17 protein-coding genes are annotated in these 19,151 nt (G+C 65.5%); 16 read left to right on the top strand and 1 reads right to left on the bottom strand.

Going from position 1 to position 19,151, the window contains the following annotated elements:
* Positions 1–844: 844 nt before the first annotated feature.
* A complete protein-coding gene (locus IZR01_RS14740; protein WP_194924175.1) occupies positions 845–3,598 on the top strand; it encodes an NACHT domain-containing protein in 2,754 nt (917 codons plus the stop codon).
* Between the two features lie 491 nt (positions 3,599–4,089).
* On the opposite strand, the gene IZR01_RS14730 is transcribed toward IZR01_RS14740, so the two are convergent.
* Positions 4,090–4,740, bottom strand: coding sequence for a DNA methyltransferase (locus tag IZR01_RS14730; RefSeq protein WP_194924173.1), 651 nt, complete (start codon positions 4,738–4,740; stop codon positions 4,090–4,092).
* 453 nt (positions 4,741–5,193) lie between these two features.
* Between IZR01_RS14730 and IZR01_RS14725 the strand changes: the two genes are divergently transcribed.
* From IZR01_RS14725 to IZR01_RS14655, 15 genes are all read left to right on the top strand, one after another.
* Complete coding sequence (locus tag IZR01_RS14725; RefSeq protein ID WP_194924172.1) at positions 5,194–6,015, top strand: sigma-70 RNA polymerase sigma factor region 4 domain-containing protein; 822 nt, start codon at positions 5,194–5,196, stop codon at positions 6,013–6,015.
* Positions 6,016–6,041: 26 nt separating this feature from the next.
* Positions 6,042–6,434 carry a pilin gene (locus IZR01_RS14720; protein ID WP_228559465.1) on the top strand — a complete coding sequence of 131 codons (393 nt, stop codon included), beginning with the start codon at positions 6,042–6,044 and terminating at the stop codon, positions 6,432–6,434.
* A gap of 146 nt (positions 6,435–6,580) precedes the next feature.
* The gene (locus IZR01_RS14715; protein ID WP_194924171.1) at positions 6,581–8,017 is read left to right on the top strand and encodes a TrbL/VirB6 family protein; all 1,437 of its coding nucleotides are present in this window, start codon (positions 6,581–6,583) and stop codon (positions 8,015–8,017) included.
* Positions 7,998–8,897 (top strand): PrgI family protein, encoded by a 900-nt coding sequence (locus tag IZR01_RS14710; RefSeq protein ID WP_194924170.1) that lies wholly within the window; start codon positions 7,998–8,000, stop codon positions 8,895–8,897. Before IZR01_RS14715 ends, IZR01_RS14710 begins: the two co-directional genes overlap by 20 nt.
* A 2-nt stretch (positions 8,898–8,899) precedes the next feature.
* Positions 8,900–10,669: a VirB4 family type IV secretion system protein gene (locus IZR01_RS14705; protein WP_194924169.1), complete on the top strand. Its 1,770-nt coding sequence runs from the start codon at positions 8,900–8,902 to the stop codon at positions 10,667–10,669.
* Between the two features lie 368 nt (positions 10,670–11,037).
* Positions 11,038–13,212: a type IV secretory system conjugative DNA transfer family protein gene (locus IZR01_RS14700; RefSeq protein WP_194924168.1), complete on the top strand. Its 2,175-nt coding sequence runs from the start codon at positions 11,038–11,040 to the stop codon at positions 13,210–13,212.
* Entirely contained in the window at positions 13,209–14,021 is an 813-nt protein-coding gene (locus tag IZR01_RS14695; RefSeq protein WP_323747006.1) for a replication-relaxation family protein, read from the top strand. The genes IZR01_RS14700 and IZR01_RS14695 overlap by 4 nt, the downstream gene beginning before the upstream one ends.
* Positions 14,018–14,959 (top strand): C40 family peptidase, encoded by a 942-nt coding sequence (locus IZR01_RS14690; RefSeq protein ID WP_194924166.1) that lies wholly within the window; start codon positions 14,018–14,020, stop codon positions 14,957–14,959. The genes IZR01_RS14695 and IZR01_RS14690 overlap by 4 nt, the downstream gene beginning before the upstream one ends.
* A gap of 530 nt (positions 14,960–15,489) precedes the next feature.
* Entirely contained in the window at positions 15,490–15,720 is a 231-nt protein-coding gene (locus IZR01_RS14685; protein ID WP_194924165.1) for a hypothetical protein, read from the top strand.
* Between the two features lie 152 nt (positions 15,721–15,872).
* Positions 15,873–16,250, top strand: coding sequence for a hypothetical protein (locus IZR01_RS14680; protein ID WP_194924164.1), 378 nt, complete (start codon positions 15,873–15,875; stop codon positions 16,248–16,250).
* 18 nt (positions 16,251–16,268) lie between these two features.
* Complete coding sequence (locus tag IZR01_RS14675) at positions 16,269–16,859, top strand: hypothetical protein (RefSeq protein ID WP_194924163.1); 591 nt, start codon at positions 16,269–16,271, stop codon at positions 16,857–16,859.
* Between the two features lie 61 nt (positions 16,860–16,920).
* The gene (locus IZR01_RS14670; protein ID WP_194924162.1) at positions 16,921–17,511 is read left to right on the top strand and encodes a hypothetical protein; all 591 of its coding nucleotides are present in this window, start codon (positions 16,921–16,923) and stop codon (positions 17,509–17,511) included.
* Positions 17,511–17,789 carry a hypothetical protein gene (locus tag IZR01_RS14665; protein ID WP_194924161.1) on the top strand — a complete coding sequence of 93 codons (279 nt, stop codon included), beginning with the start codon at positions 17,511–17,513 and terminating at the stop codon, positions 17,787–17,789. Before IZR01_RS14670 ends, IZR01_RS14665 begins: the two co-directional genes overlap by 1 nt.
* Complete coding sequence (locus IZR01_RS14660; RefSeq protein ID WP_194924160.1) at positions 17,779–18,090, top strand: hypothetical protein; 312 nt, start codon at positions 17,779–17,781, stop codon at positions 18,088–18,090. Before IZR01_RS14665 ends, IZR01_RS14660 begins: the two co-directional genes overlap by 11 nt.
* A gap of 206 nt (positions 18,091–18,296) precedes the next feature.
* Positions 18,297–19,031, top strand: coding sequence for a hypothetical protein (locus IZR01_RS14655; protein WP_194924159.1), 735 nt, complete (start codon positions 18,297–18,299; stop codon positions 19,029–19,031).
* Positions 19,032–19,151: the final 120 nt, after the last annotated feature.

Raw genomic sequence — 19,151 nt, 5'->3', positions numbered from 1 at the left:
AGAACCCCTCCCGCTCGTCGGCCAACCGGCCACCGGCGGGACGACCACGCTTTCGGCCCGCAGAGAACTGATCCATAGTCAACAACACCTTCAGGCTCAGGTGTTGCAACGACTCCTAGAATCCGCCCTGACCTGCGGAAATGTCACTTTTCAACTTCAGCGGCCCATTTTGGGCCCAATCTGTTGAGTGCCACTGGTCTCAGGCTGCAGAAGGTGCGGGAGGTGCTGCGGGTCGAGAGACGCCAGGCTCAGCAGCTCGCTGCCGTCGGCGTCACCGATGGCGTGAAGTCGACGGCCCTGGGCTGAATCCGGTGGCCGCTGATCCGTCAGGATCTTGACCTGTGGACACCTCTAACGACCGATGTCTGCCGATGCTGCCCCTGGCTTGGGTACTGGTCTGAAAAAAGGCGAGTAGTGCGGGGGCTGTCGACCATGCAGATCGGGCTGAACGCTGCGGGGTTGGCCGAGTTGGTATCAGCGGGCTGGCTGCAGCTGCGGCAGGCACACGAAGAGCCCTGTGGGCACACCAACTCGTAGGTGCCTACATCGACGGCCATGAGTCACACGATGTCGCAGGGTCCTCGAGTCCACACGTGATTTGCGCCACTGGCGCGCAGGTGAGCGACGATACATCGCCGTCGGGGCGGACTCCGTCACCTTGTAGCCGGCCGCGAAACGTCGCCAATATCGCCGAGAACCGCCAGCCGGATCATCTCAACGCCCGGCGGGACGTACCACGCCGCCAGCGCCGCTCATGCTGGCGTCTCAGGAGGCAAATGGACTCGCCCGCCGCTAGGCCATCGACCGGCGGCTCGCGCCGTGTTGGCTTAGAATGAGGATTCAGATGCGCCAATTTCATCGTGCATCAGTACTGTGGGGTGAAGGGGTGTTCACGCTGACTATCGTGGAACTTGTCGCGGCTCCCGACCCGCAGGAAGATCCCTTCAGGACGCTGGTCCATGTGGAGTACCAACTGCGGGTTTTGGGCCTGCTGTGCGCCGCCGCAGATGCTAAGCCGGCGAAGTTCATCACGCCGGGGTCGCTTGAGAAATGGGCCGAGTACAGCAGGCTGCAGTGCATGAAGTTAGATTGCCCCGCGTGCAGGGAGGACGCGCTGGCGGTTGCTGCAAGTATTGATGTCCTGGTGGTCGCGGAGCCTGAGTTGTCGATCAGGAGGGTGCGCAACCAGGTCTGTCACGGTGGGCCGCTGCCGGAAAACATCGATCAAGCTGCCCTGCATGATGTGGTGTCTCAGAACGCCGAGCGCATCGTGCGGATCCATGAGCATGGCCACGTGGCCGAACTCATGCCGCTGTTTCGGATGTTTGACGGTGGTCTCGCGGCGTTGCACTCGTTCTCGGGAACGGCCGCGACGTATTGGCCCAGGCGCGGCGAGGCTGTCGACGTGGCCGACTACGAAACCGTGGAGGCGCTGAACAAGCTGGAGCTCCAGCGCGGCGATCGGATCTTCGACGAATTCGCTGAGGATCTGAGACGGGATCTGAAGGGCTTTGCCGAACGGGACTCGATCTACATACTCACTTCGCCATCCGACTCGATCGTGGTGCGTTGGGACCGGCGCAGCTCCGACGGTCCGGTCCCAAGGGAAGATCGGTTCGGAGTTACGTCCAATAACGCCAGGGTTTGGCTGAGTGGCTCGGAGCCGCAGCCGTACAAGGCGTTCCTGGCGGACGTCTGCAACTGGCAGTTGTTGAAGAAGCGGCTGTTGGAGGAGCTTGATGAGCGGATCGCCGCCGAGAAGGTCATCAGCCAGGAGCTGTTCCCGAACCTACGGCAGACGGTCCCCCACGTGCAGACGTTGGTGGAGATTGACGACGAGTACGAGGGAAGCAGACGGGACGGTGAGACCATTGCTGACGCCTGCAGGAGAGTCGCCAGCGGTGTCGATGCCTACCGCGGCAGCACCAACCTCATAACCCTGACCGGCGAGGCCGGCTCCGGAAAAACCCACAGCTTGCTGCAGTTCGCGCGGGACTCGCTAGTCGGGAGCGGCGACCTCGAACCCATCGTGATATACGTTTCGTCCAGTAGATCCGGCGCGACGAGCCTTGAACGGCTGATCAACGACTACGTCGCGGGAACGAGGATCCTGGAGCGGGATTCTGTGCTCGCCCTATGTCGAGCCGGCCTTGCGATCCTGGTAATCGACGGCTTCGACGAGATGCTGGGTTTCCGCACGTATGACAATCCGTTGTCGGGTCTGCAGCCCATCCTCGATAGCCTGCGCAACAGGGGCGCGGTCATTCTATCTGCGCGTTCGAGCTATTCCGAGGCGCGCCTCGTGACCAGTTTGACGGAACACCCAGCTAAGGAATCACGCCACCGGCTCACGGCCATGAAGCTGCAGCCGTGGCGGCAAGAGCAGTTGCTCGAGCTGGCCAAGAGCCTGGCGATCGATGTGGCCGCCGCGCAGGACGACCCAGAAGCCGCTGAGCTGCTGACCACTCCGTTTTTCTGCCTGGCTTACGCCGCCTGGAAGCAGGCGGGCCAGTCGGCCGGTTTCCTGCGGTTCGTGGTCGACACGTACCTTCAGCGAGAGCTTTACAAACTTGCCGACCAGCAGGGAAACCCGATCTTCACCCATGACGAACTCGCTGATGTCTTCTGCGAGGTCGCCGAGATGAGCGGACGCAAGTTGACGTCCGAGGTCTCGGAAGACGAGCTGATACTCGCTGCCGAGCAAGCTTTAGGGCGCGATCTCACCCCAGATCGGAAGCGCCGGCTGATCGCTCTGTGCGGCATGAGCGCAGAATGGTCTGACGAGGAGCTTTCCTTCAATTTCACTCACCTCGCGATCGCCGAACATTTCTTGGCGCGGCAAATCACGCAGGTGCCGCTTCAGCAAATGCTTTCTGTGCTAACCAACGTCGCCATCTCGGCGTTGTGTGCGCAGCTGATACGTTCCATGTGGCCCCAGGATCGACGGGAGACGATTGAGCAGCTCATCGAAGCGCTCCAGGCACAAGTGGCTGTGGAGGAGTCTCCCGACTATATGCGTCCGGCGATGGCCAGCCTAGGCGAATTGTGGGCGAGGGTGTACGGAACGGCCGAGGTCGCGCGCTCTGCACGCCGGATTGTCGTTGACCGGCTCGTCCTGCGTGGATCGGGTCGAGTCGTGCTCGACCAATCCGAGATCCGGCATTTGGTCATCTGCGACGATGTCACCGTACGGCTGACTTCTTCCCGTGTCGATCGCGTTGACCTGGTGGAGGCTTCACCCGAAGCACTTCTGAACGACTCGTACGAGCAGGTTTCCGAACTACTCACTCAGAATGAGCTGATAAGCAGTCGGCGTCGAATGCGTCAGATGCTCGGTCTTCCGGAGGAAGTAGTTGATGAAGACTCGGTGGAAGCGTTCTTTATAGATAAGATCACAAATGCCCGCGTGCCTCTCATTGTGAATGAGCGTTATCTCCCCCCGGACGGCGACGGGCGCATGAAATGGACGCGCGAGTATGGTATCGAGCGCTGGCGGAGCTTCGTGAAGACGATGCTTAAGGAAGGAAAGTTGGTCCAAGATCCAGTGAACTCGGCTGGACCGGCGAAGTGGCGGCTACGGGGCACTGGGAATTTCTAGGATTACCGAGAGTGAAGGGCGGATGCTTTATGGCAGTTTTAGGGTGAGCCGGTTTCGGCGTTGAAGTTGTCGCGCTGGCATATGTCAGAGACGGCGATCCACAGTCTCGGCTTCTGTGCAGGTATTCGTAGGCGGTGGACGTCTTGGTCCCGGCCAGTGCCGCGAAGAGCAGCACCGTGAGTATCGAGGCCAGCCCGTGACGCGCCCCGCGTGCCCTGCGCGGATCCGTCAGCTGGGAGAACAAGGCCATCAAGTCCGCGACCTCGGCGCGGCCCACCTCGATCGGATCCGCACTGGCCAGGGAAAACAGGTCATGCGAGACTGGCACGAGCGGCCTTTCGGGACGGATCATGTAAGCGTAGGAACTCACATCATCCCACCGAAGGGCCGCCTCTTCGTGCCCTGCTACTCATCGCCGCTTTGCAGCTCAGCAAGCCGCATCAAGATCAAAAGACTTTGCTTTCACCCTGGATCCTGACCGTAGGTTGTGTTCATCGGTCCAGGCCACTGAAATCGACTTGATCGACCCTCTCCGGCATCGTCGGCCCCATATCCGGCCGATTCAATAGCAACAGGCTGACAGATGTGCTACCGACGGTCTGGCGGTCAACCAGCGTGAATCCGACAGCGGTGAGGACTTCTTCGATCGCCCAGGGGATGTCGATGCTTGGGACCGGCCAGCAGATGACGCCATGAAGACTCTGCGCGGCTGTCACCTGAGTGCAGCGAGACACGGACGAGACCGAGCCCGCGATGAACTCGGCGATGTTCGAAGCGGTGCCCTCGTCGTCGGCGCGCAGCGTCGTTCCGGTTTGAGGCGCCGTCAGTACCATCGAGGCCCGGTCGGAGCGGTCTTCGCCAGCCAGCATCCTGACGAGTGTGTCGACGCTGCCGTTCACCACTGCGGCGAATCCTCCGCGACCTGAATCCGTGGCCCGTTCGATGCGGGTTCGCGCCATGTCCACCCAGTACGGCTCGTGTTCGACGCCGATGGCCATGCGGCCGGCGCGTACGGCCTCGACCAGGATGTCGCCGGAGCCGCAGATCGGATCGAGAAGCAGGCTGTCCTGGTCGGTGTAGGTCGTGATGGCCTGTCGAGCGAGGGTGGCGACGGACCTTTGACGGCTGGCGTGCGGTCGCATATGCAGTTGTCCTTCGGGCGAGGCGGATGGTGTTCCGATCGCTTCCGAAGTCCGGTTTCACGGCATGAAACTGTCTGGGCTCGTCCTGTTTCACTCCACTGGCCGCTCACGGCTGCGTGAAATGGGCGTGAAAAACGCTCTCGAAGTGTGATCATCGATCTGGCGCGGTGGTGTGGATGGCTAGGTCACGATCGGGCGGACGAGTGAATCCCAGACGTCTTAAGTTGACGCTGGGCCGTGTTCCTGGCAGCGGGCCACCAGCGTGAAATGGCCAGGTCTACGCGATCGGCCGAGCTCTTGGTGGTCGGACTTTGCTCGTCAACGCTGGTCGTCAGCGCGTAGGAAATTGACGGTAGGCGCTCGCGTCCGTCACTTTCTCGCGACAGATATTTGATCGCGGTGGTCGTAGCTGGAAAGGCAATCACCTTTCCGGCGACCACGGAGGTCAACGAAATGACGGGTATCACAGTTCTCGCGGAAGCCTCGCGCGAGTTCGATTTGCTCGTGGCTCTTCCTGTTCTCATGGGTGGGCGTGTATTCGGTGAAGATCGGGATTACCGCATGGATGAGGTCAAGGGTCTGCTTCTCGCTCGCGCGACCTCCCCTGCGACCCGCGATCTGATCTGGTGCGAGATCGTCAAGAGCACACGTTCACGCGGCGACATCTGGAAGACGGTCGCCCTCGGCATGGCATTGCCGGGCCTGGCAAACCTGGCAAAGCAGTTCGCCCGCGACTACGCCGACACGAGCTACGAAGACTTGTGCGCCGAGGTCGTGACTGCGTTCTTGGAGGCACTGCGTACGGTCGACGTCGACCGGCCGGCGATCCTGACGCGGATGTATTGGTCGACGTATCGTGCCGTCCGGCGGTCGGCCTACGCCGAAGTTCTTGTGGCAAAGGCTGTCGCGGCCGCGACCATGAATGCTCACGCCGAGTCCGAGTCCGAGTCCGGCCATCCGGACCTTGTTCTGGTCAGGCTCGTCTCGGAGAACGTCATCACCGCGGCGGAAGCGGGTCTGATCTCTGCGGTACGTCTGGACCGGCGCCCGCTCGGGGACGTCGCCGAGCTGTTGGAGATCAGTCCGAATGCTGTCCTGCTGCGGCTGCGAAAGGCCGAGATGCGCGTCGCGGCGCACCTCACGGGGACCACGGGCAGCTCCCGCAGGGCCTTCAAGCGGGGCCGAAAGAGTGAAGCCGGAAGCACGTCGGACAGTTCTGAGTCTTCGAGCCGGACTTCTTTCGTCGAGGAACCGCCCGGGGACCTCGCCGCCTAGCGCGGATCTGACGAAGGACGATCTCCATGACCCTGACTCCCCAGACCCGTCCACGCCACGGCTACCGCCGTCCGAGCGCAGTCCATCACCGACGCCGCGCCGCGCTGCTGCTGGTCGTCTCGGCGGTACTGATGATCTTCGCGTGTACGCGGGCTCCGGCGGCGACTGTCTCGTACGAAGCCGCGGCAACGCTTCCCCAGGTTGTCGGCAACATCACTGGGTGGGTCGTCGGGATCCTGGCGGCGGTGGCGACCATGTTCGTCACGATCGGCGGGCTTCGCTACGTGATGGCCGGCGGTGACCCCAGCGAGGTCGAGAAGGCTAAGCGGGCGCTGAAGTCTGCGATGTTCGGCTACGGGCTCGCGATGCTGGCGCCGACGCTGGTGACCGTGCTTCAAGGGCTCGTTGGGGCCCGTTGACCGGCATGTCTCCGATCACGCGGCGTACGGCAGCAATGGGCCGACCAGTTGTCTTGGTCGTTGCGGTGCTTGTCGCGCTTCTGCTGTCCGGTGTCGGGTCCGCTGCTGCGGATCCGGCGCCGGGACCGCCAGCACCTTCGCCAGTGATGCCGTCGCCGCTGCCGGGGATCTACGGGCCCGGGTTCGGCCCGGGCTCATCGGTTCCTGCTCCAGGTGGGCCGATCCCGGGCCAGGACGAGCCCGACAAGCAGGACCCCGGTCTCTTCGACATCCCGGGCCAGATCGAGAAGGCGATCGACACCTGGTTCGGTCACCTGGTCAAGCAGGCCCTCGAGCCCGTGCTGAAGTTGCTCGGGACCACGCTTCTGGCCTCGCCGAACCTTACCGACGGCCGCATCAGCCAGATCTGGGACGGCGTCCTCATCACGGCAAACACCGTCTACGTGCTCTTCATCCTGGTGGGTGGGCTGACCGTGATGGGCCACGAAACCGTCCAGTCCCGATACGCGGTCAAAGAGATCATCCCGCGGCTGGTCATCGGCATGATCGCGTCCAACGCCTCGCTTTGGCTGATCAACCAACTCATCGGCATCGGAAATGCGTTGTCGGCGGCGCTGCTGACCGGTCCGGTCTCTGCCCAGGGCGTGGGCAACGCGCTGACATCGACGCTGACGGACCAGGTACTGCTACCCGGCGCAGGCAACCTGTTCTTGATGCTCATCGGCCTGGCGATCGCTGTTCTCGGCGTCGCGCTGCTGATCACATACCTGACCCGCTCGGCTGTGCTCATTGTGCTGACCGCCGGCTCGCCGCTGGCGTTCGCCTGTCACGCCCTGCCGTGGACTGAGGGCGTCGCCAAGCTGTGGTGGCGAGCGATCTTCGGGTGCATCGCGATCCAGGTGTTGCAGGCGCTGGTGCTGATCACGAGCATCCAGATCTTCTTCGATCCGCAGACGACCAACGTCTTCGGGCTGCCCACTGGCGGTGGCCTCCTCGATTTGCTGATTTGCTTGTGCCTCTTCATCGTCCTGCTGAAGATCCCAGGATGGGTGCAGCGCGTCGTGCTGGGACGCTCGCCGTTCCACACCAGCCCGGTTGGCCGCATGGCCCGCGCGTTCCTCTACTACAAGACCTGGGGCTTGATGCGTCACGGCTTCCGGCCGCCGGGGCGTGGCGGAACGGGGTCATCCCGATCGGCGCCTCCTCCTACCGGAGGCGCCGTCGGGCCGTTCATTGGCCCACGCCCCGGCGGAGGCGGAAGCGGTTCGGGAGGTTGGCGCCCCAAGCCACCCACCATGACCGTCACCCAGGAACCACCGCCCGACATGCCGCCAAGCGGCGCACCCCCAAATCCGCGCCCGCCAGCCCCGGCGCCGCTGCCGCCGCCCGGGCCGATGCGCCGGCCACTGGCTCTGCCGCCGGGACGCAGCACCCGCCTTGACCAGCGGCACCGCGCCACGGTCGCGAACCCGCCCGCTCGTGGCGAGCAAGCCCCACTCTTCTCGGTTCCCGAGCCTCCGCGACGAGTCCCGAAGCCACCAACGACGCAAGGAGTCCGAGAACGTGGCAGACAGCATCGATGACGACGCGATCCCGATTGTGCGCATCCCAGCTGATGTCGACCAGCCTGACAAGGTCGTCGCAGGACTCACTGCTCGCCAGGCCGCGGTGCTCGGTACCGTCACCGTGGCGCTCTGGCTCGGGTACCAAGCCTGCCAGCGCGCAGTTCCGCCGACTGTCTACCTGGCCTTCGCCGTCTTGGCATTGCTTGCGACAGCCGGCGTGGTGACAATGTCGCGCGACGGTGTCCCGCTGGACCGGCTGCTGGCCGCATGGCTTCGCTTCACGAGAACGCCGAAGCGACAGGTGTTGGCGCCGGAAGGCCTTCCCCAGGTGCCCGCGAAGCTCTTCCGCGAGCGAGGGCCGCGCGTTTCGGAGTACGCCTCGCCAGTGCATGAGGTCACTGACGCTGGAGTGCTGGATCTGGGTCCTGACGGAGTCACCGCACTCGCCGAGTGCACGACCGTGAACCTGGCCCTTAGGTCCCAGCGCGAGCAAGCCGTCATCCTGGCCGGATTCGCGCGCTGGCTGAACAGCCTGACCGGCAGCGTCGCGATCACCGTCCGAACCCGGCCGACAGATCTGTCAGCCTTCAGCGACTCGATTCGTGACCAGGCTGCCGGCCACCCGAACGAGAGCGTTCGCTGTGCTGCCCGCGAACACGTCGCGTTCCTCGCCGACCTGGCGACCGACGGGCACCTCTTGAACCGTGAGGTCGCCCTCGCCGTCCATGAACGCTCCAAGAACGCCGCATCGCGCCTTCACCGCCGTATCGAGGACGCAGACGCACTGCTCGGCTCCGCCGGTGTGTCCGTCACCTGCCTATCGGAGGCCGCAACGCTCTCGCTCCTCAACGAAGCGTTCAACCCCGTCGCGCCCCTTGCCACGACCTTGGAGGCCTGACGATGCTGACGAACCTCCTTCCGCGCCGTCATCAGCGAACAGCGTCCTGGATCGGACCGGCGAGCCTCGGGATCGGTACCCGAACGCTCAGCATCGGCGACGACTTCGCGACGAGCTTTGCAGCGGTCGACTATCCGGCAGAGGTCATGCCGGGTTGGTTGGATCCGCTCACCTCGTATGCCGGGCGACTCGACCTGGCACTGCATGTCGAGCCCGTCCCGTCGAACGAGGCGGCCGATCGTCTGCGGCGCCAACGTGCCCGCCTGGAGTCCAGCCGTCGCCGTGGCTTCGACCGCGCGGCTCTGGACGATCCTGATCTTGAAGCAGCGGCGGCTGATGCGCGGGAGTTGGCCTATCGCGTCTCGTCCGGTGCGGGAAAGCTGTTCCGCGTCGGGATCTACCTGACCGTCCATGCCGCGAGCGAGGCAGAGCTGGCGATTGAGGCGGCCCGAGTCCGTGCGATCGCCGACAGCATGCTGCTCAAGCTCGTGCCGCTCACGTACCGCGCCGTCGCAGGCTGGTGCGCGACGCTCCCGCTCGGCATCGACACGGTGCTCATGCGCCGGACCTTCGACACAGAAGCACTGGCGACCTGCTTCCCCTTCGCCTCCACCGACCTCCCATTGCCGCGCGAAGCCGACTCCGCAGTCCTCCTCGGCACCAACGCAACGGGTGGCGGGGCCATGCTTTGGGACCGCTGGGCCCTGCCGAACTTCAACTCGGTGACCCTGGCCAGCTCCGGCGCCGGCAAGTCGTACGTCACCAAGCTTGAAATGCTGCGTTCGCTCTACCGGGGAGTCCGCGTCCTGGTCGTCGACCCGGAAGACGAGTACGACCGAGTGGCGGCGGCCGTCGGTGGTACCCGGATCGCGCTCGGTCTCGAAGGCGTCCGCATCAACCCCTTCGACCTACCCAGACAGTCGATCGGCGCTGGCGATGCGCTCAGGCGACGAGCAATGTTCGCGCAAACCGTCGTCGCAGTGCTCCTCGGCTCGACGCTGACCGCCGACGAACGCGCGGCACTGGATGCCGCGGTGCTCGCGGCCTACCACGCCAAGGGCATCACCGAGGACCCGGCGACCCAGCATTTGCCCGTGCCGACGCTCGACGACGTGGTCAACGAGCTCCGAGACGCTGAGCCATCGGCAAGTCGGTCCATCGCCGAACGACTGACGCCACACACGCAGGGCTCGTTCGCCGGCCTCTTTAACGGCCCGACCACAGTTGAAACAGATGGCCACCTAACGGTCTTCGCGCTGCGTCACCTGCCCGACGAACTCCGCGCCGTGGGCATCCTGCTGACCCTCGACGTGATCTGGCGCGAGATCTCCGGTCCGCAGGAACGCCGCAAGCGCCTGGTCGTCGTCGATGAGGCCTGGCAGCTCATGTCCTTGCCGGACGGCGCCCGATTCCTGTGTCGGATGGCGAAGTCGGCACGGAAGTACTGGGCCGGTCTCGCCGTGGTTTCCCAGGACGCCGCAGACTTCCTCGGGACTGACTTCGGGCTCGCCGTCGTGGCGAACTCGGCCACCCAGATCCTCCTCCGCCAGTCTTCGCAAGCGATTGATCACGTCGCGAATGCCTTCCGACTGTCAGCGGGGGAGCGCGCGTTTGCCCTGTCCGCCGCGCGTGGGCAGGGGCTCGTTCTATCGGGGTCCACGCGTGCCGCGTTCGCATCAGTCGCCTCGGCAACTGAACACGACCTCGTCACGACAGATCCCGCCGAGATCGCAGCGCTTTCCAGGTCAGCGAACGTCGAGGAGCTTGCGTGATCCCGGGAACGGACCTCACTCACCTACTGCTGGCGGACCTTAACCAGCTCGCGGCCTCTGCGTCGGCATGGTGGCCACTGGCCACAACGGCGGCGGGCACGACGGCTTCAGCGACGGTCGCGGCTCGCCGCGCGCTGCGAAGGCTTCGCGTGCATGCCCAGCTGCGGGAAGCGCGGCTCATCCGAATCCTGATGCCACCGACAGCCGATCCCCACGCCGGCCCTGCGTTCTGGGCGAACCTCCACGGCTTGGTCAGGTCGCCGCGGCAACGCACGTGGCCCGGCCAGCCACACCTCTCGTTCGAGTTCTCCTTCAGTTCCGAGGGAACACAGATCGGTCTGTGGGTACCTGGCCGAATCCCTCCCGGCATGGTCGAGCGCGCAATCGAGGCTGCCTGGCCGGGCGCTCAGACCGAGACGGTTCTGTCGGCTGGTGCCCCCGTCCCTACCCGCGCGCTCGCGGCGTCGAAGGAGGCTGGCGGAGTCTCGGAACTGCGTCCAGTCCGCGCCGTTGGCGGACGCCTCCGCCTGGCACGGCCCGAGATTCATCCGTTGCAGGACCGATTCTCGACCGACCCGCTGCGCGCACTGCTTGGCGCCTGCACCGACCTCGGAGCCGCCGAGTACGCATGCGTCCAGGTGCTGGCACGTCCTGCTGCCGGTCGCCGGCTGCGGCGTTTCCGCAGGACCCTGCGAGGCTTTCACAAGGCCCCGACATCTAGGACCGCAGCGAAAACGACGTTGTTCGACTTGACGACGCGCGGACCGCGTGGCCGCACCACCGCAGTGCGCGCAGACCTGGAACACTCCGCGGAACTGCGTGCTGCGATGACGAAGAGCGTAGGGCCACTCTGGGAAACAGCTATCCACTACGCGGTCGTCACCACTGCGCCGGTCCCGTCGCACACGGCAGAACGACGCTCGGAAGCCGGTCGCCTTCGGGGCCTGGCCCATGCTCTCGCGTCGGCTTTCGCCGTCCACGCCGAGCGCAATTGGTGGGCTCGCAAGCGCATGCCGCACCTGCTGCGGGCGGTCGCTGAGCGACGCTTCCTCCGTGGTGAACTGCTCAACCTGACCGAGCTGGCTGCTATCGCCCACCTGCCGTACGACACGGACGCCCCGGGCGTGAGCCGGGCCGGCGCCAAATCAGCGGCGGCCCCGCCCTCGGTGGTCCATCCATCTCGCTCGGCGAAGCCGCTGGGCCGGTCCGATGTCGGTGGTTCACGTCCGGTCGGTCTGGCTGTCGCTGACGCACGCCACCACCTCCACATCGTCGGCAAGACAGGCTCCGGCAAGTCGTCGCTGCTCGCGAACCTGATCCTGTCCGACATCGAGGCCGGTCGTGGTGCCGTCGTCATCGACCCGAAGGGCGACCTGGTGTCGGCGCTTCTCGACCGGCTCCCGGACCGGGCCGTCGGCCGCACCGTGCTCATCGACCCGGAACGCGACGCGATCCGGCCGGCGATGAACGTCATGGGCATCGGGAATGATCAGGAGATCCCGCTGGTCGTGGACAACCTCGTCAGCATCTTCCACAAGATCTACGGCGCCTACTGGGGCCCTCGTACTGACGACATCCTCCGATCGGTCACGCTGACCCTCTTGAAGAACCGCAGCGACAACGGGTCCCCGACACTCGCGGACATCCCCGGCGCGCTGTTGTCTGGTGACGTCGCGCGGCTATCAATCACTGCCGGACTGCGCGATCCCATGCTGACGAGTTTCTGGGACTGGTACGCGCAGCTCTCTGATGGCGCACGTGCGCAGGTAGTCGGGCCGCTCATGAACAAACTGCGAGCGTTTCTGCTGCGTGACTTCGTCAGACAGACCGTCGCTGCTTCGACATCGAACTTCGACATGGCCGATGTCCTCAACGGAGGCGTCCTGCTCGCCCGCCTGCCCAAGGGCATCCTCGGCGAGGAGACCACTCGGCTTCTTGGCTCGCTGATCGTGGCCGGAGTCTGGCGCGCGGCCCAGGCTCGTGCCAGGCAGGCCGAGGACCAACGCCGCGACAGCTCGCTCTACCTCGACGAGGGCCAGAACTTCCTTACGTTGGCGCATCCGTTGGAGGACATGTTCGCTGAGGCCCGCGCCTATCGACTGTCCATCGCGTTTGCCCACCAGAACCTCGGCCAGCTCTCGACGGAGCTTCGCGAAGCTCTCTCAGCCAACGCCCGCTCAAAGATCTACTTCAACGCCTCGCCCGAGGACTCTCGCCTCATGGAACGGCACACCGTGCCGACTCTCAGCGCTTACGACCTCGCGCACCTTGGCGGCTACCAGGTCGCCGCGCGGCTTGTGTGCGGAGGACAGGAGACTCGGGCGTTCACGCTGAAGACTCAGCCCATGCCGGCGGCGGTATCCGGCCGCGCGGATGCGGTCCTAGATGCGGCTGCCGAGCGCTGGCCCGCCGTATCGGAAGTACCTATGCAGCGCTTGGCCGCTGATCCCCGTGCCCACCGCTCACCGGCACCGGGGTTGGCCGACACCCTCGAACTCGAACTCGATCCCCAGTTGCTGCGCAACGAAGGCGGTGAAGCGTGACACCGAACCGACACGCACTGCTAGTCGCAGCGAACCGGCTCACCGAGCGCGATCGGCGAATCCTCCGCCTCCTCGGTCATCACCAAGTGCTGACCACCCACCAGATCACCCGAGCCTTCTTCGACAACCCGAGGGTCGCTCGTCGCCGAGTGCAGATCCTGGCCGACGTCGGACTGGTCGACTGCTTCCGACCGCCGTTGTTGATCGGTACCAGTCCGAAGCATTGTGTCCTGACACCCCTCGGCTTGCATTCCATCTTCGGGCTCGATGACGCCGGCGAGCAGCCAGCGCCTCGCGCAGGGGACCTGGATCGGATCGTTCTCCGGGCTGACCTCAGGCACCTCGTTGGTGTGAACGACGTGTTCTGCGCGCTCCACGGCGCGGCACGGACGATGGCCGACGCCTCGCTGGAGATGTGGTGGTCCGAGCGCGCGTGCACAAAGGCCTGGGGCTCCTACATCCGCCCCGACGGGTTCGGTCGTTGGCACGAAGGATCGCGCACCGTCGACTTCTTCCTTGAGTACGACACTGGTGTCGAGCACAGCCCGCAGATCCTCGCCAAACTGCCGGGCTACGAAGCCGTGGCCGCCACCACCGGCATCGTCACCCCGGTCCTGTTCTGGCTCCACTCGCCGCGTCGAGAACAGGCCCTGCACCAGCGCCTAACACGCAGCCACCACACCATCCCCATCGCCACGGCAGTCGGCGACTCAGCAAATGCCGACCCTTCGAGCGCCATCTGGCGTCGCGTCGGCGCCAATTCCGATGCTCGCGTATCCCTCATCGATCTGGCGGGGGAGTGGGCATGACGGCAGGACGCATTGCAGCTGCGGCCTCGACGGCGCTGCTGTTCGTGGTGCTGCTGCTGTCCGCAGCGGCTGCCGCCGTCGTGGAATCGCTGGCAGCGCCGTGGGACTCACTTGACCTGTTCTCCGACTCGGGAGGCCAGCGGCTGCCCGAGGCCGACGGCGAGATCCCACTGCGCATGTACGGGCTCTACCACGCGGCGGCGGCCGGCTGTCCCGGCCTGCCTTGGACAGTGCTCGCCGGCTTCGGAAGGGCGGCGTCCGATCACGGCCGACAGATCACCGATCGCGGTGTCATGGCCATCTCCCGCGAGCAGTTCGATCGCTACGCCGAGCCTGTCCCGGCCAGTGGCGCTGTGCCAGCCTTCCCGCTCGATCCCGTCGACGCGACGTTCGCCACCGCGAGAGCGATCTGCGGCTCGGGTCCGGTGCTCGACGTCAAATCTGCCGTGAGCCGGACGGTGGCTGATCCCGTCGCTGCTGTACGGATCGTCGAACTCGCAGACGTCTACTCTCATGCGCCCGCAGCTGGCTCATTCCTTGGATCCGCGGCGCGCTCAGCGCCCAGCTCGGCCGCACGGCTCGCGGTCGAGTATGCGGGTGCTCAACTTGGCCGGCCCTACGTCTGGGGAGGTAACGGACCCGACCGCAGCGACGGAAACGGCTTCGACTGTTCCGGCCTGACCCAAAGCGCATACCAAGCGGCAGGTATTGCCATTCCCCGCACTGCTACGGAACAATTCCATACAGGTCGAGCGGTTGACGCGCCGGACCTGCGAGCGGGAGATTTGGTATTTTACGGCGACCCAAACGGTTTTCTTCACCATGTCGCCATCTATTTGGGCCGCGGGATAATTATCGATGCGCCTCATCCCGGCGCCGTGGTCCGGTTCGACCCGGTCGCAGGTGCCGACTACGCCGGCGCACGGCGAGAGTCGTGATGGCCGATTCACGCGGTCCGGTGGCTGGTCCGATGCCCTGGTCTTAGGTGTCCGCTTAGATCGGACCGCCTATCGCCCCCATGAAACACCAGGTGGGCAGCCCATTTGACGCCGTCCGCGTAAAGCGGACCGATCGTGGCTTCCCGATGGGAGTCTCTTCAGCCTCGGCTCGCCGGCCAGGCCCTGCCGCCCTCCGGCCTGCCGTCGCGACGCCCCTCCCGCTGCTCGCATCCGACATTACTCCCGATCTCTCCGAATTGTAATTCGCTTCTTCTTCGAGCGGGGTGCGGAGTTTCTCAATTCCCCGCCAGGAAGTCAAAAACTCGTGCTCCGAATGGGTGAAGAATGGGGTGATTTGCGCTTGCGCGGGGGATTTCAATGGTGAATGATGGGTATATCAAGAAGTGAGGGGAACGGGAGAACGTCGAATCCCGAAAGGGCTCGGCAAGCGCGCGGGAACGCGCTCACCGAGCGACGGGCTCCCTGACCGCTCCACCAGTACGCCGTCAAACGCCCAGCAAGGAGCAGCCATGAACCCTGATCACATTCTCTCGCAGCTGCGCGAGCTTTCCGCGCACGCCATGCTGAAGAAAGCCGAGCCGTCCTCCGGCAGCTGTCAGCCCCCTGACTGCGGGCACAGGTACCGCGCCGAGACGATGGCCGCGCGGTTCCTGGAGCTCGACGAATCGCTTTCCCACGGCGGCATCTACCCGACCGACTGGGCCACTCCGCTGATCCCGGCACAGCGCACCAAGCGCTGATCCCCGCGCGGCCTGACGCCGCGCCCTTCAGACCGGCCGCCGGGCCGACCCCTTCCCCCTAGAGCCCGGCGGCCGCCCTCCCCACCACTTCACGTGCGGCGGCGCAGCCATGCCCGAAAACGGCCGGCGCGCCCCCGGAACGGAGCTTCGTCATGCCTGTTTTCACCCCTGAGCAGCAGCCGGACGTGTGGCCTCTGCTGCGCGCGGCTGGTTTCCAGCAACACCAGGTCCCTGCGCGAACCGGTGCGCGTACGCAAGCGCCGATGCGCATGTTCTACCAAGCCCCGGATCACCTCGTGGTGCTTCTGGAGTACGTCGTCCAGCGCCCGGCGGGAGACGTCAAGGTGACGGAACTCGCCGTCTACCCCGAGCTGACCGATCTGCGGGTGGCCACTGCGCCTCCCGTAGAGCGTGCCCATGCCAGGTTCTTCGCGGTCCCGTTCGAACCGCGTACGCCGGTCTCTGTGATCGGCGCTGCCACCATCGCCGCGCTGACCGTGAGCGTCCCGCGCCGGACCAAGCGGTACTGAGGGAAGGGGCGAACACTCATGACCTCAGCACGCACTGCAAAGACGGCCGTGGCGCAGTCCGTCATGCTCGTCGAGGAGTTCATCACACGCGGCTGGACCGTGAATCAGCATCCAGTCCGCGACGACGCCGACGTGTCGCAGGCAGCGCTTCTCACGCCTCCGAGCGGGGCTGTCCCGGTAAAGCTCGCGATCGTCACCGAGCCGAACGGCGGCGCCAGACTCGCGGAATTCATCTACGAGCCGATGCGCGGCACCGGCAAAGGGAGCAGCAGCGCACACCCCTTCTGGCGCATGAGCATCTTCGACGCTCCCGCCTCGGCGATCCTCGCGGCCTCGCGTGTCGCGATCACCGCTGAGCACGGGCCGACTTTCAACACCGCCACCCACGAGGGGTGGGAGGCCTGCTCCACCCACACCGCCAGCGGTCATCTGGCCTCGACGACTTTCGTCCACCCCACCGGACAGGTGGCTGCTTCCTACGTCTATCCGGACGTCCCCGGGGAGTGCGGCGCCTGGCTGATCTACGGCCCGGTCTGCTACGCGGACGCCACCGGCCACACACCCGGACCCGTCATCCGCGAGTTCGCGGAGCACCTTCTCACCAGCTGACCTCCTGCCGCCGGGCGCGGGAGCGCCCGGCGGCCCGTGAACGTATGGGAGCCACCCTGAAATGGAACTCAACCCGGATGTACAGCGGCGCATCAGCGAATCCTTGATGGCCGATCGCTGGCAGGCCCGTGAAATGGCCCGCCCAGGCCACCCCAGCTCGAAGTGGATCCTTGTCGGCCCTCAGATGCGGGGCCGTCTCGTGATGATCAACGACCTGTTCGGCACAGGCGCGCACCTAGCGTCCAGCACAGCGCCCTACTCCGGCCGTATCGTGCCGAACTGGCAGGTCCGCGCACGTTTCGCGTCGGCCGAAATGATCCTGGCGATGGCGCGGGTCGCCGAGACTGCTTCTGACGACGAACCTGTGGCCTGGTCGCGGCGACGCCTGCACCGACGCCTGCGCGATGTCGGTTGGAAGCGCGTTACTAGCTGTCTTCGTGTGCTCTTCGGAACGACTACGCAGTGGACGACCCCAGACGGGACCTACCGGCTCACCGTGTCAGTTCAGTCCGGGTACCGCGCCCGGTCGGCCGTACTCACCGGCCCCGATGCGCGGGTCTCGATCGCGCCGACCACCCCCGTCGCGGTCGTCGTCAGCTTGGCCGAAGCCGTCGCCAGCGGCCAGTGGGACAACGGAAAGGACGTCGCCTGATGGGCCCGGACTCGACTGATCTCGCCCTGCTGAAGTACCTCGACGGCGAGCCCGACGTGGTGCAAGCTGCGGCCGCGCTGTGTGGCGCTGCCGCACGCTTCCGCGCAACACAGGACGCGCTCACCACCGCAAATACGCGCCTATTGGCGGCGCTGGCTGAGGCGGGAGTTCCGAAGGACGATCGCGCGGAGATCGCGTGTGCGTTCCTGTTCTTGAACCACCGCATGTGCGAAGTGAGCAGTGCAGCTCACGCGGAGGAGGGTCACGATGAACGCTGAGCAGAGAGCGGCGAAGCGGACGGCGTTCGGCGCGGTACACACGATGCCGACCCGCGAAGAGGTCCGCCAGCAGCCAGCCGCCGACAAGGTTCCGGGTCCCGGCACCGTTCCGCAGGCGCTCCTCACGGCCGCCGGGCCACCTGTCCGCATCGCTCCGGAGAGCTGTCTGAACTTCACGCTGCCAGGAGGTGGAACCGTCCTCATGAATGTGCCGACGGCGCTGTCGTGGCAGGACGCGCTATTCGCGGGCAGCGTCATCGGGGACTTCCTCACCGCACTGGCCGAACGGATGAAGGCATAGCGGCACCCTCAGTGGGCCTGACCAGACCGGTCGGGCCCACCGACCCCAACCGCTTGACCGTCCAGAACGACCAATGGTCGGAGGAACCCGTGAACCCTCTCGCTCTCCTTACACGCCTTACAGCAGTACCGGCATCGTCACCGACCGAATCGGAGCCGGCCGAGACACCGCGCTCGGTCGTGATCGCCCTGCGGCTCGGTGGGACCGTGTCGTTGATCGCGATCGCCGTGATCAGCTTCGACGTCCTGACCGATCTCGGCCGCAAAGCCGGCCTGCACCAGCTGGCTGAGCTCTTCCCGATCGCCGTGGACGCGTTCGCGGCCTCGACCCTCTACGCCGCGTATCGACTCCCGGGCGGCCACCCCGCACGCGACCAGGCGAAACGCACCGCGCGCTCCGCCCTCGCGCTGACCGTCTGCTGCAACGTCCTGGACCACGTCCTGGCGCTGGCCGGCTTCCTGCTTCCCGTGATCATTCGTGACCTGGTCCTGGTGGCCGTCGCTTCGCTGCCGCAGCTGGTCGCGGACCGCGAACTTCACCTGTTGGTCGCCGTTACTGCCCACCGGCAACGCCGGACGCCGACTGATGCAGCCGAACCTGTCCAGGAACTGGACGCTTCTACGGACGACGCGGCCGGTGAGCAGGACGTCCTGACCGCGCGTGAAGAGGCATGGCTCAAGATCGGCGCTCCGGTCTACCAGGAACTGCTGGAACTGCACGGCCGACGCCCGAAGGAGAAGGCCTTCCACCAAGCCCTGGCTCAAAGACTGACCGTCCAGACCGACCATGACGCGGGCCTGGACGACCAGCCGGACCCCGCGCTGATCCTCGGCAACGGAGTCTCACTGTCCACTGCCAAGCGGATCCGGGCCCTCGTCGAGTCCCGCCACCCGCCCGATGAGCAGGCAGCGACCAGCGACGAATCCCCAGAACCGCAGTGATCAGCCGTGACCACGTCGATTCGCGGCAGTGCCGGCCGCGCTGACGGTGCCGCTGTGGGGCCGCGCCTTTGACCACCTGCGAGCCCACCGGTACGCGAATGCGTGTCGGTGGGACGTAGC

It is taken from the genome of Catenulispora pinisilvae, from assembly GCF_015356865.1.
Lineage (GTDB): Bacteria > Actinomycetota > Actinomycetes > Streptomycetales > Catenulisporaceae > Catenulispora > Catenulispora pinisilvae.
The sequence above is the reverse complement of the archived record's forward strand: the minus strand, read 5'-3'. Positions and strand labels throughout refer to the sequence as shown.